The organism is Delftia sp. WSY_22 (assembly GCF_043104185.1).
GTDB lineage: Bacteria > Pseudomonadota > Gammaproteobacteria > Burkholderiales > Burkholderiaceae_C > Comamonas > Comamonas tsuruhatensis.
Genome location: NZ_JBICKN010000057.1, coordinates 17,062 through 32,079, shown reverse-complemented (window position 1 = coordinate 32,079; position 15,018 = coordinate 17,062). Strand labels below are relative to the sequence as shown.

Sequence of the window (15,018 nt, the reverse complement as noted above, 5' to 3'; positions counted from 1 at the left end):
CGTCACTCGGGGGGCAAAAGGGCGCCCATTCTCGCGCAATGGCGCTTTTTCCTAGAATCCCGTGATGAATTTCCCATCGCACCAGCTGAGCATGACCGTGCTCATGTCGCCCGACATGGCGAACTTTTCGGGCAACGTCCATGGCGGCGCCGTTCTCAAGCAGCTCGACCAGGTGGCCTATGCCTGCGCCAGCCGCTACGCGGGCCGCTATGTGGTCACGCTGAGCGTGGACCAGGTGATGTTCCTGCAGCCCATCCACGTGGGCGAGCTGGTGACGTTCCTGGCCAGCGTCAACCACACGGGCAAGTCGTCGATGGAGATCGGCATCAAGGTGGTGGCCGAGGACATCCGCACCCAGGTGGTGCGCCATGTGAACAGCTGCTTTTTCACCATGGTGGCCGTGGACGAGAACAAGCAGCCGGCCGCCGTGCCGACGCTGGTGCCGTCCAACGACGAGGAAAGGCGCCGCTGGCAGGCTGCGCTGATCCGCAAGGACCTGCGCCGCGAGCTGGCCCAGCGCTTCGAGCAAAGCCGCGTGACGGCCAGCAGCACGGTCAGGCCGGGCTGAGCGTGGAGGGCGCGGCGGGCGGCGGATGCCAGGTGCCGGGCGTGCCGCCCTGCAGCTCGTTCCGCACCTGTTCGATGACGCGCCTGAGGTCTTCCATGGCAGCCGGCTTGGACAGCACCTCGTCGGCGCCGGCCTGCAGGTAGCGCAGCGCTTCGGAGGCTTCGGGGCTGGCGGTCAGTGCGATCACGCGGCAGCGGCGCAGCTGGTTTTCGGCCTCGCGCTGGCGCAGGCGCCGGATGAACTCGAAGCCGTCCATGAGCGGCATGCGTCCATCGGTGATGATGAGATCGAAGGACTCGACCAGGCAGCGTGCCCAGGCTTCCTGTCCATCGCCGGCCAGGCAGATGCCGTGGCCCAGCGCGGCCAGCTGGCTCTTGAGCAGCTCGCGGTTGAACAGATAGTCTTCCACGGCCAGGATTCTGAGGTCGGACCCGGACCCGGGTTGTGATGCGGGCAGGGGCTCGGCACTGGCCTGGGGCTTTCCTTGCAGCGCCACCGAGGCGGGCAGGACCAGGGGCAATATTCCCTCTGACGCGGGCGTGACGTCGGCCTGCATGCGGTGGTCCGGCTCCACCAGTGGCAGGCTCAGCCTGACCGTGAAGCGCGAGCCTCGGCCCGGTGCGCTGTCCACCGTGATGGTTCCCCCCATGTGCTCCAGCAGGCGCCGCGTGATGCTCAGGCCCAGGCCGCTGCCAAAGGCCCTGTCCTGGTGGGCGCCTTCCACCTGCGAGAAGGGCTGGAACAGCCGGGCCTGGTCCTGCGGCGCAATGCCGATGCCCGTGTCCTCGACCTCCATCTGCAGCAGAAGGCGGTCATGCCGGCTGGCGCCATGCGCGCGCAGGGTGACGCTGCCGCGCTCGGTGAACTTGATGGCATTGCTGAGCAGGTTGAACAGCACCTGCTTGAGGTGCAGCGGGTCGGCCGTCACGCTGTGGTCCACGCCGCTGCCCACTTCGGTGCGCAGCGACAGCCGCTTGCCGTGGGCCAGTCCTTGCAGCAGCGGGGCCATGTCTTCGATCAGCGGGCGCAGTGCCACGGGCTGGAGCGTGGAGTCGATATGGCCCGACTCGATGCGGTGCAGATCCAGCACATTGCCCAGCAACAGCAGCATGCCCTGGGCGGCCTTGTGGGCGGAGGCCAGCATATCGCGGTGGGGCAGGCCGAGCTTTTCCCGGTCCTGCGCCAGTTCCAGCAAGCCGATGACGGCGCTCAGCGGCGTGCGTATCTCGTGGCTGGTGGTGGACAGAAACAGGCTCTTGGCCTGGTTGGCGGCCTCGGCGCGCCGCTCGGCCCGGCGTGTCCTGCGCATCTGGCGGCTCAGGTAAAAGCCCCAGACCAGGGAGATGACCGTGACCAGGGCCAGCGCCCCGGCCAGCAGCAGCAGGCGCTGGCGGTGCTCGCGCCAGAAGCTCGCGCCGTTGCCGTTATGGTGCGGCGCCCAGTGGTGGACGATTTCGGCCACCTCTTCGGGTGCGATGGACAGTTGGGCCTTTTCCAGGATGCCCAGCAGTTCAGGTTCGGCGGCGTGTACGGCCAGGCTGATGGGGCGGGTGTAGTCGTCCAGGATGCCGGTGAGCTGCAGTCGGCTGCCCAATTGCTGGGCGTTGGCATAGCGCGCCGCGTAGTCGTTGCCCACGAAGGCATCGCTGTCATTGGCCGCCACGCTGGCCAGGGCCTGGGTCAGGTCGGCATACAGCTGCAGCCGTATGCTCGGATGTTCCCTGCGCACCGTGCTTTCGAGAAAGAAGCCCGCCACCATGGCCACGCGCTTGCCCTCCAGTCGCTGGAGGTGGTGTATGGGCTTGTCGCGCGGGGTGCCTGCGTTGGCCTCGGGCCGGGCCATCACCACGACCGTGCTGCGCAGATAGGGCGGCAGCAGCCTGATATCGGGCGAGGCCGTGGGCGGCGAGGTGTACGCCGGGGTGAGCAGGGCCTTGCCGGAGCCCAGCATGGTTTCGAGTTCGGAATAGTTGCGCGCGGCGATGTACTCGAACTGCAGGCCGGCGCGGCGGCTGATCAGGTCCAGGTAGTCGGGGCCTATGCCCTGGGCCTGGCGGTCGGCATCGAGCTGTCCCAGCGGACCCAGCGAGCCGTTGAGCACCACGGGAATGCGCGGATGGGCATCCAGCCACTGCTTTTCCGAGGGCGTCAGCGCCACGCGGTCGCCGCCCAGCAGCGGGCGGCGGCTTCCACTCCAGCTGCGCAGGATGTCGTCGCCGTGCTGCACGGTGATGCTGGGCAGGGCCTGGTCCAGGTAGGCCTTCAGCTGTGCATCGCCATGCCTCACCAGCATGCCGAAGCCACGGCTTTCTATGGGCGCAAAGCCCTGCACGCGCAGGTTGAGCAGGTAGTTGGCCTGGATCAGGTAGTGCACCGTGACCGTGTCGCCGACGAAGCCGTCGATCTCGCCCAGGCTCAGCGCCTCCAGCGCGCGGCGGGGTGTTTCATAGGTCAGCAGCTCGCTGAGGGGATAGGCGGCAGCCACCTGGGAGCGCAGCAGCTGGTCGGGCGTCATGGCCAGCCGCGCACCCCGGCGCCGGACGTCGAAGGGGGCATTCGACGGGGAGACCAGCACGGGCTGGCTGGGCAGGTAGGGCACGCTCAGGGCCAGGTCGGCGCGCTCGGCTTCCAGCTCGGTGCCGCCGCAGGCCAGGTCGATCTCGCCGCGGCGCAGCGCATCGAGCACGGCCGCACGCGATCCATAGGACTTGAAGCGCACGGGCGTGGGAAAAAGCAGGCCCAGGTGGTCGGCCGTGATGCCTTGGAAGCGATCGCCATCGATCATGCCCAGCGGCGGATGGTCCGGCGTGGAAATGCCCAGCGTCAGCGGCCCGCGCGCCTGCAGCCATTGGCGGTGCGCAGGCGTGAGCCAGGGCTTGGCGCCTGCCGTGACGCGCGTGGCCAGCACCATGTCGGCGCCGCTGGCCAGGCCGGGCATGGGCATGGCCATGCCAAGTGCGCAGCCGGCCAGCAGTTGGGCCGCCAGGTGTCGGCATGCCGGCCACCATGCCTGCGTCGCTGTGGAAGTGAGAGTACGGCTTGATGTTTTCATTGAATCCCCCGGTGGCGCTGCCGCCGTCCGGCGCAGCTGACGGCCTGCGAAAACGGTCTAGACGCTGTTTTCGGCAACCAACAGGGGATTTTTAATGAAAACTAATGATTTTATCTATCGATAGATTTTTTCTTTGTTGCAGCTCGGCACTCAGGCGGCAGCAACCGCAGGGTTGGGCTGCTCCTGGGGTTCGGCCATTGCCCGAATGCCATGGACCACATCTCCAACGACGATGACGCTGGGGCTGCCCAGTCCGGTGTCGGCAATGCATTGCACGAGCGTGTCCAGCGTGGCCAGTGCATGGCGCTGCTGCGGCAGGCTGGCGTGCTGGATCACGGCCACGGGCGTGGCGGCGGGCAGGCCGTGCAGCAGCTCGGCGCGGATGTGTTCCACGCTGCTCACGCCCATGTAGATCACCAGGGTGAGCCGGGCATCGCGCGCGGTGGCGGCCAGCTGGCGCCAGTCCGTGCCGCTGTCGCCGGGCTTGGCGTGGCCGGTGATGAAGACCACGCCGTGCGCCCGGTCGCGGTGCGTGAGCGGCGCGCCCAGGCTGGTGAGCCCGGCCAGGCCGGCCGTGATGCCGTTGACGACCTGGACCTCGATGCCGGCCTCGCGCAGATGCTCCACCTCTTCGCCGCCGCGCCCGAAGATGAAGGGGTCGCCGCCCTTGAGGCGCACCACCGTCTCGCCATCCTGCACGGCGGACAGCATGAGCTTTTCGATGAAGGCCTGGGGCGTGCTCTTGCAGCCGCCGCGCTTGCCCACGTAGACGATGCGCGCCGTGGGCGAGGCATGGGCCACGATGGCATCGCTGACCAGGTCATCGACCAGCAGCATGGTGGCCGTCTGTATGGCCTTGAGGGCCTTGATGGTCAGCAGCTCCGGGTCGCCGGGGCCGGCGCCGACCAGGGTGCAGCTGCCGCGCCGGGCGGTGTTTGCGGGGGTGGGGGACGGGGTCGTCATGGCGGGGCTCCGTTTTTCTGGGGTGTTCAGCGAATCTGATCGGCAAGGTGGACGATGTGTTCCACCTGGCGCGTGAGCGCCGGCGGCACGGGCAGGCGGCCCGCAAGCACGTCCTCGGTGTAGCGCGCCGTGGTGTCCACGTCGATCTCGGCGGGCAGGCCCGGGATTTCGGAGGCCGTGCCGCTTTGCTGCTCGGCCAGCAGCTGGTGGGCGCCTGCGACGAATCCGTCGTAGCGCGGCAGCCGGCGCGGGTCGGCCGCGACCTCGCCTTCCAGCCCGCGCGAGAGCAGCACATTCATGCCCAGCGTCCCGAAGGTGCCGTGCAGCATGGGCAGGTACTCGGGATGGGTGTAGGCCGTCACCAGCAAGGACGGGCCGTCGCAGGGCGCCAGCAGCTTGACCACGCTGTGGCCCGGATTGCGCAGGCCGATGACCTCGCGCACGGACAGCAGCCGGGCCAGCGCCGGATGCAGGTGTTCGGTATGCAGATGGGCCACCTGGCCGCCATCGAGTGCCTGGGGTGCCTGCAGCGGCGCAATGCCCAGCGCCTGCAGCACATCGCTGGCCAGGATGCGCCGCGCCTCGGTGCGCATGCCGTGCAGCAGCACGGGCAGGCCTTCGCGCGCCAGCAGCAGGGCCAGCAGGGGCGTGAGCACGGGCAGACGGCGCGCGCCGTTGTAGCTGGGCAGCACGATCACGGGGCGGCCATGGGCCGATGCGGGAAAGCGCGCGGCGCGCGCATGCACGGCATCCAGGAAGCCGCTCATCTCCTCGACCGTCTCGCCCTTGATGCGCATGGCGATGCAGAAGGCGCCGATCTCCAGATCGGTGACGCCCCCGTCCAGCACCTGGCCGAACAGGTCGGCGGCCTGCGCGCGCTCCAGCGCCTTGGCTCCGCGTGCGCCGCGGCCTATTTCCTTGATGTATTGGCTGATGCCCATGGCGTGGTGATCGTGGGTGGAATCCTGTGGGCGCATATTTTCCCGCAGGTTTCATTACTTTTCGCTATATATGCAAACCTGTCGTTCCATGGCCTCTTTCATGCCGCCTGCGGGCTGGGCGCAACGGGGATGTGGCGCACCAGGCGCTTGAGTTCAGGCAGGCAGGAGCCGCAGTTGGTGCCGCAGCGCAATTGGCCTTGCAAAGCGGCCAGGCGGGCATCGTCGCTGCCCTCGCAGCGCGCAAGCACGCCTTCGATGGCGGCCTCGTCCACGTCGAAGCACGCGCAGACCTGGCGCGTGCGCTGCGCCAGGGGCAGCGGTGCCGAGGCCGAGGACATGAGCAGCAGGCGCCCATAGTCCTGGGCCGGCAACTGGTCCTTCAGCAGGGTGCCCAGCCAGCTGCCGGCGCGCGTGTCTCCGGCCAGCAGCAAGGCTTCGACCGTGGTGGACAGGCTGGTGCGGTCCAGCCGCAGCGCACGGCTGTGCTGGCGGCGGCGGTCGCTGTAGCGCAGGGTGTCGGCGGCATCCAGGCCCAGCAGGGACTCGATCTGCGCGATGAGGGCGTCGTCGGGCGCCTCATGCGCGGCGGCGCGCAGCAGCACGCCGTGGCGGGCGCGGGCGGCGTCCTGCAGCGGCACGGCATTGCCGAAAGGCACGCAGCTGGCAAAGCCGAAGTGCGGCATGAGGGCGGACAACTGCTCGCGCACAGCCAGCACACGGTCCTCGGGCAGCCAGGCCATGGCCAGCAGGGTCCAGGGCAGAGCGGCCTTTTGCAGCTTGACGGCCGTGTGCTTGAGTTCAGGCTGCTTGGATGCGGGGCAGAAGGCCGGCGTGGTCAGTGCGTTGAGGCCCCCCGTAGCCGTGCCGCCCAGGTACTCGCCGCCCCAGTGCATGGCCATGAAGAGCTGGGAGGGCGCGAGCTTGGCATCGGGCTGCACCGGCACCAGCAGGGCACCGCGGCGGCTGCTCATCTGCACCAGGTCGCCCGCGCGCAGGCCGCGCTCGGCCATGTCCTGCGGATGCATCTGCACACTGGGCTCGGCAGCCTGGCCGAACAGTCGTCCCAGCTGGCCCGTGCGGCTCATGCCGTGCCACTGGTCGCGCAGCCGGCCCGTGGTCAGGCTGAAGGGGTAGCTCGCATCGGGCGACTCGGCCAGCGGCTGCCAGGGCAGCAGGGCAAAGCGGGCGCGTCCATCGGGCGTGGGAAAGCGGCCGTCTTCGTAGAGCCGTGCGCGGCCCAGGGCTGCGCCTTCGGGCAGCGGCCATTGCTGGGGGCCTTGCGCGTCCAGCAGATCCCAGGACAGGCCGGTGATGTCCAGGTCACGCCCGCGCGTGCTTTCGCGGTGCTCGTTCCAGATGGCTTCGGCGCCTGCGGCGGCGTCCTCGGTGTCGTAGGGGAAGAGGCTGGGCCGGCCCGGGCGCAGCCGCGTTTCCATGCGCCGTGCGCAGTCCACGGCGATGTGCCAGTCATGGCGCGCGGCGCCCGGTGCGGCCACGGCGGGGCGTACGCGCGAGATGCGCCTTTCGCTGTTGGTCACCGTGCCGATCTTCTCGCCCCAGGTGGTGGCGGGCAGCAGCAGGTCGGCGTAGGCGCAGGTGGCGGTGGTGGCGAAGGCCTCCTGCACGATGACGAATTCGGCCCGCTGCAGTGCGCGCCGCACCAGGGCCTGGTCGGGCATGCTTTGCGCGGGGTTGGTGCAGGCTATCCACAGCGCGCGGATCTCGCCCTCGGCGGCGGCCTCGAACATCTCCACGGCGGTCTTGCCAGGGCGTGGCGGCACGGCGTCCACGCCCCACAGGGCGGCCACTTCGGCGCGGTGGGCGGGGTTGGCCAGGTCGCGGTGGGCCGACAGCAGATTGGCCAGCCCGCCCACCTCGCGCCCGCCCATGGCATTGGGCTGGCCCGTGAGCGAGAACGGTCCCGCGCCTGCGCGCCCGATCTGGCCCGTGGCCAGGTGCAGGCCGATCAGCGCGGCGTTCTTGGCCGTGCCGTTGCTGCTCTGGTTCAGGCCCTGGCAGTACAGGCTGAGCGTTGCGCCACGGGCGGCGCCGTCCCGCGCATCTCCTCCCAGCGCGAACCACTGCGCGGCCTGGAAAAGGTCGTGGCGGGGCAGGCCGCAGACCTCGCTCACGCGCTCGGGCGTGGCCTCCCGCACCAGGGCCTGCAGGTCGGCAAAGCCGCTGGTGTGGCGCGCGATGTAGGCCCGGTCCAGCCAGCCTTCCAGCTCCATGATGTGCAGCATGCCGTGGAACAGCAGGGTGTCGCTGCCGGGGCGCAGCGGCAGGAAGAGGTCGGCCATGCCGGCCGTGTCGGTGCGGCGTGGGTCGGCCACGATGATCTTCATCTGCGGCCGCGCAGCACGCGCCTGCTCTATGCGCCGCGTGAGCACGGGGTGGGCCCATGCCGCGTTGCTGCCCACGATGAACAGGCAGTCCGCATGGTCCACGTCCTCGTAGCAGGCCGGCGGCGCGTCGGCGCCCAGCGTGGCCTTGTAGCCCGCCACGGCGCTGCTCATGCACAGGCGCGAGTTTGTGTCGATGTTGTTGGTGCCGATCAGGCCCTTGGCCAGCTTGTTGAAGACGTAGTAGTCCTCGGTCAGCAACTGGCCGCTCACATACAGGCCCACGGCATCGGGGCCGTGCTCCTGCACGATGGAGGCCAGCCTGCCGGCTGCCAGGTCCAGCGCGGCATCCCAGCTGATGTCCCGGGGCGCCGCCCCGCGCGTGGTGCGCAGGGCGGGCTGCAGCAGCCGGGTCTGCCGCGCCAGGGCGGGCGAGGCCGTCAGATGCAGCGTGCTGCCCTTGGTGCACAGGCGCCCGTGATTGGCCGGATGCGCCGGGTCGCCGCGCACGCCCGTGATGCGGGCGCCATCGCTTTCGATGATGACGCCGCAGCCTGTGCCGCAGTAGGGGCAGGTGGATCGGGTTTCTTGCATGGTGGGCCTGGGGTGGATGAGGGAAGGGCAGGGCACGGGGGCGGGCGCCGTCACGGGCCGCTGGCCGGGTCGGCCTGGCTGGCCTGGCTGGCTTGACTTTCGCCGAACATGAGGCGGTCGCGCAGTTCCTGCACTGCCACGCCATCGCGCAACAGGCGGAAGTACCAGCCACCGTCCTCGGTGTCGCCATACAGGCAGGCGCCGACCAGTCTGTCGCCGCGCAGCACCAGCTTGCGGTACACGCCCGCGCCGGGGTCGCTGAGCACGATTTCCTCCGTGTCGTCGTCGCCGCGAAAGTCGCCTGCGCTGAACAGATGAATGCCCGTGACCTTGAGCTTGGCCGAGGTCTGCGAGCCCGGGTAGCGGCCGATGCCGATTTCGGCCAGGTGGTTGGCCAGCACCTTGCCCTGCTCGAACAGCGGCGCCACCAGCCCGTAGGCCACGCCCCGGTGCGCCGCGCATTCGCCCACGGCATAGATGCGCGGGTCGGTCACGGTCTGCAGCGTGTCGCTGACCACGATGCCGCGCTGCACGTGCAGGTGCATCTGCTCGGCCAGCGCGGTCTCGGGTCGGATGCCCACGGCCATGACCACGAGCGAGGCCGGCGCATCGCGCCCGTCCTGCAGGTGCACGCAGGCCACGCGGCCCTGGCCGTCGCCCGTCAGCGCGCGGGTCTGGGCCTGCATCAGAAAGCGCATGCCGCGCTCGGCCAGCGAGGCCTGCAGCAAGGCGGCGGCGGTCTCGTCCAGCTGGCGGTCCAGCAGGCGCTCGCCCGCATGCACCACGGTAACCTCCATGCCGCGCTTCATGAGGCCGTTGGCGGCCTCCAGGCCCAGCAGGCCGCCGCCGATGACCACGGCATGGCGGTGGCTGGCGGCCGCCGCGATCATGGCCTGGGTGTCGGCAATGTCGCGGTAGCCCAGCACGCCTTCCAGCTCGCGCCCGGGCACGGGCAGCATGAAGGGGCGCGATCCCGTGGCCAGGATCAGGCGGTCGTACCCGGCGCTCACCGGCTGTCCGGCCGCGTCCACGGCGTGCACCACGCGGCGCGCCCGGTCCACCGCATGCACGCGGCAGCCTGCATGCAAGGTGATGCCGTGCCGGGCATACCAGGACCAGTCGTTGAGGATGATTTCGTCCAGCTGCTGCTCGCCCGCCAGCACCGGCGACAGCATGATGCGGTTGTAGTTGGGGTGCGGCTCGGCGCCGAACACGGTGATCTCGTAGAGGTCGGGCGCGATCCTGAGCAGCTCTTCCAGCGTGCGCACGCCGGCCATGCCGTTGCCCACCATCACCAGCCTGGATTTCTTCATTGCGCCCCCGCATCGGTTCGAAAAGCAAAAAGGCGTCATCCCCACTGCGCGGCTGCTGCCTGCGCGCGGGTTGACGCCTTTGTCCCTGGGGCAGCGGCACCTCGTTGCGCCTTGCCCCCATGGCCTGCAATGGCCACGCACGGGATGAAGCAAGCGGCATGCCAGGGCGCGCAGCCCTGCGCGGGCGCTGTCCTCGGGGCTGCCGCCCGGCGGCCGAGCCATGGTGGTGCGCCGCATGCCTCAAGGCGGTGCGCCCGCTATCGAGAGCGCGCAATCAGATGTCTGAATCGAATGGAGGTTTTGTGGCGATTTGTTTCAAATGCGACGAATCGGGGTACAACAAGCCACCGGGTCCTGCAGTAAGCCAGGGCCGCAATGACGTGAAGGATTTTTCTTCTTCAAGGGACCACGCCTATGAGAGTGAATCTGCCAGTCAGCACGCGTGAATACGCATTTCCCAAGGGCCAGACCCTGGTGTCCACCACGGACCTGAAGGGGCGCATCCTCTACTGCAACCCGATGTTCATCGAGGTCAGCGGCTACGAGCGCGAAGAACTGCTGGGCCAGCCCCACAACATGATCCGCCACCCCGACATGCCCGAGGAAGCCTTCCGCGACATGTGGGCCACCATCTCGGCCGGCCTGCCCTGGTCGGCGCCCGTGAAGAACCGGCGCAAGAACGGCGACTTCTACTGGGTCATGGCCAATGTCACGCCGCTGATGGAAGGCGACCGGCCCTCGGGCTACATGTCGGTGCGCACCGAGGCCACGCGCGAGCAGACGGATGCGGCCGAGCGCCTCTACGCAACCATGCGCGCCGAAAAGGACGCAGGGCGCAAGGTCCACGTGCTGCGCGCCGGCCATCTGGTGCGCAACAACCTGCGCGGACGCCTTGCCAGCGCGCTGAGCCTGGGCCTGGCAGGCAAGCTGGTGCTGATCTTCTTCCTGGTGGTGGCGGCGGCCTTTGGCGCGGCAATGGCGGGAGGGCACACGCTGGATGCATGGTCCGCGCTGGCCTGGCTGGCGGTCTGCATCTTCACGGGGCTGGCCGGGGCCTGGGCGTACCGGCTGACCGTGGCGCCGCTGGCGCAGATGGTGCTGCAGGCCAACCGCCTGGCGGCCGGCGACCTGACGCAGACCATACGCATCACGCGCAAGGACGTGGTGGGCGATCTGCAGAAGGCGCTGAGCCAGCTCAATGTGAACCTGCTGTCCATCGTGCGCGATGCGCGCGAGGAAAGCGACAAGATGCAGATCTCCACGCGGGAAATCGCGCAGGGCAACCAGGACCTGTCCGCGCGCACGGAAACCCAGGCCGGCAACCTGCAGCAGACGGCGGCCTCGATGGAGGAGATCACGGGCACGGTCAAGCACACGGCCGAGTCGGCGCGCCAGGCCACGGACCTGGCCACCCAGGCCAGCGAGGTGGCCGAGCGCAGCAGCGGCGCCGTCGACGGCGTGGCGGCCACCATGAAGCAGATCCAGGCCGCGTCGGGGCGCATCGGCGAGATCACGCAGCTCATCGACTCCATCGCCTTCCAGACCAACATCCTGGCGCTGAACGCCGCCGTGGAGGCCGCGCGCGCGGGCGACCAGGGCCGGGGCTTTGCGGTGGTGGCGGCCGAAGTGCGCAGTCTCTCGCAGCGCACGCAGGCAGCGGCCAAGGAGATCCGCGAACTCATAGACGACTCCGCCGCCAAGGTGCTGGATGGCAATCAGCGCACCGAGGTCGCGCAGAAAACCATGACCGAATCGCTGGACCTGGTGCGGCGCGTGAACCTGCTGATCGGCGAAATCCACAGCGCCTCCAACGAGCAGCTCAGCGGCATCTCGCAGGTCAACGCGGCCGTGGCGCATCTGGACAACATCACGCAGCAGAACGCGGCGCTGGTGGAGCAGAACGCGGCATCGGCCATGGCCTTGCAGGCCCAGGCGCAGACCGTGTCGGAGACCGTGCAGGTCTTCCGGCTGGACGCCACGGCCCGGGCACCGGCGGCCGTGGCCGACGCAGTGGCGCTGCGCCGGTCCATGAAGGCGCAGGCGCCGCTGCCGCCGCTGCGGCCGCCGCGCACCCAGCCGCAGCCGGCGCTGACCACGGGCTGAGCGCGATCCGGGCGCTGGAAAACATCGTTGACACTTGGGGCGCTGCGCCGCCATGCCCGCTGCACCGGCCGGCGCTACCATGTGACTTTGTGTTGACCGGGCGACCGGATGAAGGAACGACCATGAACTCCAGCTCTTCCCTGGCCGCCGAACTGATGGCCCAACTGCAGGGCGCGCCCATGCAGCAGATGGCAGACCAGATCGGCGCCAGCCCCGCTCAGACCGAAAGTGCCGTGGGCGCGGCCCTTCCCGTGCTGCTGGGCTCGCTGGGCCGCAATGCGGCCGATCCGCAGGGCGCGGCCAATCTCTTCGGCGCGCTGCAGCGCGACCACGGCGCGGCCAGCGGTGGCGCCGGCGGGCTGGATCTGGGAGGCCTGCTGGGCTCGCTGCTGGGCGGCGGCGCAGGCGCAGGCGGCAATGCGGGCGGCGGGCTCGACGGCGCAGCCATCCTGGGCCATATCCTGGGCGGCAACCAGCAGCGCGCGCAGGACGGCCTGGGCCAGGCCACGGGCCTGGGCAGCGGCGGCGCGGCCCAGCTGCTGCAGCTGCTGGCCCCCATCGTCATGTCCTTTCTTGCACAGCGCGTGAGCGCAGGCGGCATGGATGCCGGCGGCCTGGGCCAGGTGCTGGGCCGCGAGCATGCGCAGGCGCAGCAGCAGGGCGGCCTGGGTGGTGGTTTGCTGGGAAGCCTGCTCGATCAGGATGGCGACGGCCAGGTAGGTCTCAGCGATCTGATGAAGATTGGTGGCAGCCTGCTGGGCGGCCGCCGCTGAAGGGCCGCATTCACTGAATCGGGCAGGGCCGGTGCGTGTGCATACACGCGCTGGCCCTGTTGCTTTTTGGGCGCAGTTCGGATGACACTAGAACCGAATTGGCGAACGACTGAAAGGCACCCATGACAGCAGTTGCAGACATTCTCAAGTCCAAGGCCACCAGCGCGGTGTACAGCATCGCGCCTACCGATTCCGTGCTCGACGCGCTGCGGCTCATGGCCGACAAGGGCATTGGCGCCCTGCTGGTGATGGAGGGCAGCGAGATCGCAGGCATCGTCACCGAGCGCGACTACGCGCGCAAGATCGCGCTGCTGGGGCGCACCTCGGGCGCCACCCTGGTGCGCGACGTGATGACGCGCGACGTGCTCTTCGTCGGCCCCACCCAGACCACGCAGGAATGCATGGCGGTGATGACCGAGAACCGGCTGCGCCACCTGCCCGTGGTGGACGAGGGCGGCAAGCTGCTGGGCCTGATCTCCATCGGAGACCTGGTCAAGGACATCATCTCCGAGCAGAAGTTCATCATCGAGCAGCTGGAGCACTACATCTCGGGCCGGCACTGAGCCAGGGCTCGGCCTGCCCGCCATGGGCAGGGTCTCGAAGGCGGCAGGACCTGTGAAGGTTCAGGCCGCCTTTTCCACATGCCCCTGGCGGGTGTAGAGGAAATCGATCACGGCCTTGCGGCACTGGCGGTAGAGGTCGTCCTCGGCCAGCGCCACGCGGTTGCGCGGGCGGGCCAGGCCGACCTGCAGCACCTCGCCGATGGTGGCGGCCGGGCCGTTGGTCATCATCACGATCTTGTCGGACAGCAGCACGGCCTCGTCCACATCGTGCGTGACCATGACCACGGTGCTTTGCGTGCGCGCCACGATCTCCAGCAGCTCGTCCTGCAGCTTGGCGCGCGTGAGCGCATCGAGCGCGCCGAAGGGCTCGTCCATCAGCAGCACCTGCGGCTCCATCGACAGCGCGCGCGCAATGCCCACGCGCTGCTTCATGCCGCCCGATATCTCGCCGGGCCGCTTGTGCGCGGCATGGGCCAGGCCCACCAGTTCCAGCGCGGCCAGGGTGCGGGCCTTGAGCTGGGCGCGGCTTTCCGTGCGGCCATAGACGCGCTCCACGGCCAGGTGGATGTTGCCCTCGCAGGTCAGCCAGGGCAGCAGCGAGTGGTTCTGGAAGACCACGGCGCGCTCGGGTCCGGGGCCCTTGATCTCCTTGTTGGCGCACAGCAGCACGCCCGTGGTGGGCGTGGTCAGGCCCGCGATCAGGTTCAGCAGGGTGGACTTGCCGCAGCCCGAGTGGCCGATCAGCGAGACGAATTCGCCTCGCGCAATGGTCAGGTCGATATTGCGCAGCGCCGGAAACAGGCCCTTGGCGGTCTTGAAGCTCTGCTCCACGCCCTGGATCTCGATGAACTTGGACGATGCATTCATGCCTTCACCTCTTCGAACGTAAATGCCGTTGCCAGCTTGACCAGGGCCATCTCCAGCAGCAGGCCCACGATGCCGATCACGAAGATCGCGATGATGATGTTCTTGACGTTGAGGTTGTTCCACTCGTCCCAGACCCAGAAGCCGATGCCCACGCCGCCGGTGAGCATCTCGGCCGCGACGATGACCAGCCAGGCCGTGCCCACGGCCAGGCGCACGCCGGTCAGCATGTAGGGCAGCACGGCCGGGAACAGGATGGTGGTGGCGATCTTCCATTCGCTGAGGTTGAGCACGCGCGCCACGTTCATGTAGTCCTGGGGCACGCGCTGCACGCCCACGGCGGTGTTGATGAGCATGGGCCAGATCGAGCAGATGAAGATGGTCCAGATGGCCGCCGGGTTGGCGCCCTTGAAGACCAGCAGGCCGATGGGCAGCCAGGCCAGTGGCGACACCGGGCGCAGCAGGCTGATCAGCGGGTTGAACATGCGCGACAGGAAGTTGAAGCGCCCGATCACGAAGCCGGCCGGAATGCCGACCAGGGCCGCCAGGCCGAAGCCCACGGCCACGCGCTGCAGCGAGGCCAGCACGTTCCAGCCCACGCCCTGGTCATTGGGGCCGTTGCGGTAGAACGGGTCGCTGAAAATCTCCACCGCCTGCTGCCAGGTCGCCAGGGGCCCCGGAATGCTCTGGCCCGAGCCTGCGGCCACCAGGGACCACACGCCCACGAGCAGGCCGAGGCCGCACAGCGGCGGCAGCACGGCCAGCCATAAAGCGCGCGACAGCGCCGCCCAGTCGCGCGCAGGGGCGGGAGTCCTGGGCGTTGCCGGGGCAGCCTGCATGGCCGGGACCGGGGATGCAGCGGTGGGGGAAACCGGCGCAGGCGGGGCGGCGGCGGTGGAGGGCTCTGCCGGGAAGTGGAAGACGGCGCTGACCATGGTGTGT

11 protein-coding genes are annotated in these 15,018 nt (G+C 69.1%); 4 read left to right on the top strand and 7 right to left on the bottom strand.

Features of this window, described 5'->3' with window-relative positions; genetic code table 11:
- The first annotated feature begins 64 nt into the window (after window positions 1-64).
- Complete coding sequence (locus tag ACF8NF_RS24110) at window positions 65-568, top strand: acyl-CoA thioesterase (protein ID WP_017406259.1); 504 nt, start codon at window positions 65-67, stop codon at window positions 566-568.
- Here the strand turns inward: ACF8NF_RS24110 and ACF8NF_RS24105 are convergent.
- The 5 genes from ACF8NF_RS24105 to ACF8NF_RS24085 form a co-directional block, all read right to left on the bottom strand.
- On the bottom strand, window positions 555-3,518 hold the full coding sequence (locus ACF8NF_RS24105; RefSeq protein WP_392451392.1) for an ATP-binding protein: 2,964 nt from the start codon (window positions 3,516-3,518) through the stop codon (window positions 555-557). The two genes, ACF8NF_RS24110 and ACF8NF_RS24105, sit on opposite strands and share 14 nt — an antisense overlap.
- A gap of 252 nt (window positions 3,519-3,770) precedes the next feature.
- Window positions 3,771-4,583: a uroporphyrinogen-III C-methyltransferase gene (gene cobA, locus ACF8NF_RS24100; RefSeq protein ID WP_252652766.1), complete on the bottom strand. Its 813-nt coding sequence runs from the start codon at window positions 4,581-4,583 to the stop codon at window positions 3,771-3,773.
- 26 nt (window positions 4,584-4,609) lie between these two features.
- Complete coding sequence (gene ybiB / locus ACF8NF_RS24095; protein WP_034367674.1) at window positions 4,610-5,524, bottom strand: DNA-binding protein YbiB; 915 nt, start codon at window positions 5,522-5,524, stop codon at window positions 4,610-4,612.
- Between the two features lie 98 nt (window positions 5,525-5,622).
- Window positions 5,623-8,460, bottom strand: coding sequence for a nitrate reductase (locus ACF8NF_RS24090; protein WP_252652765.1), 2,838 nt, complete (start codon window positions 8,458-8,460; stop codon window positions 5,623-5,625).
- Between the two features lie 50 nt (window positions 8,461-8,510).
- A complete protein-coding gene (locus tag ACF8NF_RS24085) occupies window positions 8,511-9,773 on the bottom strand; it encodes an NAD(P)/FAD-dependent oxidoreductase (RefSeq protein ID WP_252652763.1) in 1,263 nt (420 codons plus the stop codon).
- Between the two features lie 414 nt (window positions 9,774-10,187).
- Here ACF8NF_RS24085 and ACF8NF_RS24080 point away from each other — a divergent pair, with 414 nt between their 5' ends.
- The 3 genes from ACF8NF_RS24080 to ACF8NF_RS24070 all read left to right on the top strand — a co-directional run bounded on the left by ACF8NF_RS24080 (window position 10,188) and on the right by ACF8NF_RS24070 (window position 13,212).
- Complete coding sequence (locus ACF8NF_RS24080; RefSeq protein ID WP_016449720.1) at window positions 10,188-11,876, top strand: PAS domain-containing methyl-accepting chemotaxis protein; 1,689 nt, start codon at window positions 10,188-10,190, stop codon at window positions 11,874-11,876.
- A gap of 122 nt (window positions 11,877-11,998) precedes the next feature.
- Window positions 11,999-12,649, top strand: a complete 651-nt coding sequence (locus ACF8NF_RS24075) for a DUF937 domain-containing protein (RefSeq protein ID WP_016449719.1) — start codon at window positions 11,999-12,001, stop codon at window positions 12,647-12,649.
- A 122-nt stretch (window positions 12,650-12,771) separates the two neighbouring features.
- The gene (locus ACF8NF_RS24070) at window positions 12,772-13,212 is read left to right on the top strand and encodes a CBS domain-containing protein (protein ID WP_016449718.1); all 441 of its coding nucleotides are present in this window, start codon (window positions 12,772-12,774) and stop codon (window positions 13,210-13,212) included.
- A 60-nt stretch (window positions 13,213-13,272) separates the two neighbouring features.
- Here the strand turns inward: ACF8NF_RS24070 and ACF8NF_RS24065 are convergent, their stop codons facing one another.
- Both ACF8NF_RS24065 and ntrB read right to left on the bottom strand, forming a co-directional pair.
- Window positions 13,273-14,079, bottom strand: coding sequence for an ABC transporter ATP-binding protein (locus ACF8NF_RS24065; protein WP_017407363.1), 807 nt, complete (start codon window positions 14,077-14,079; stop codon window positions 13,273-13,275).
- Window positions 14,076-15,011, bottom strand: a complete 936-nt coding sequence (ntrB, locus tag ACF8NF_RS24060) for a nitrate ABC transporter permease (protein WP_252652789.1) — start codon at window positions 15,009-15,011, stop codon at window positions 14,076-14,078. Before ntrB ends, ACF8NF_RS24065 begins: the two co-directional genes overlap by 4 nt.
- Window positions 15,012-15,018 lie beyond the last annotated feature (7 nt).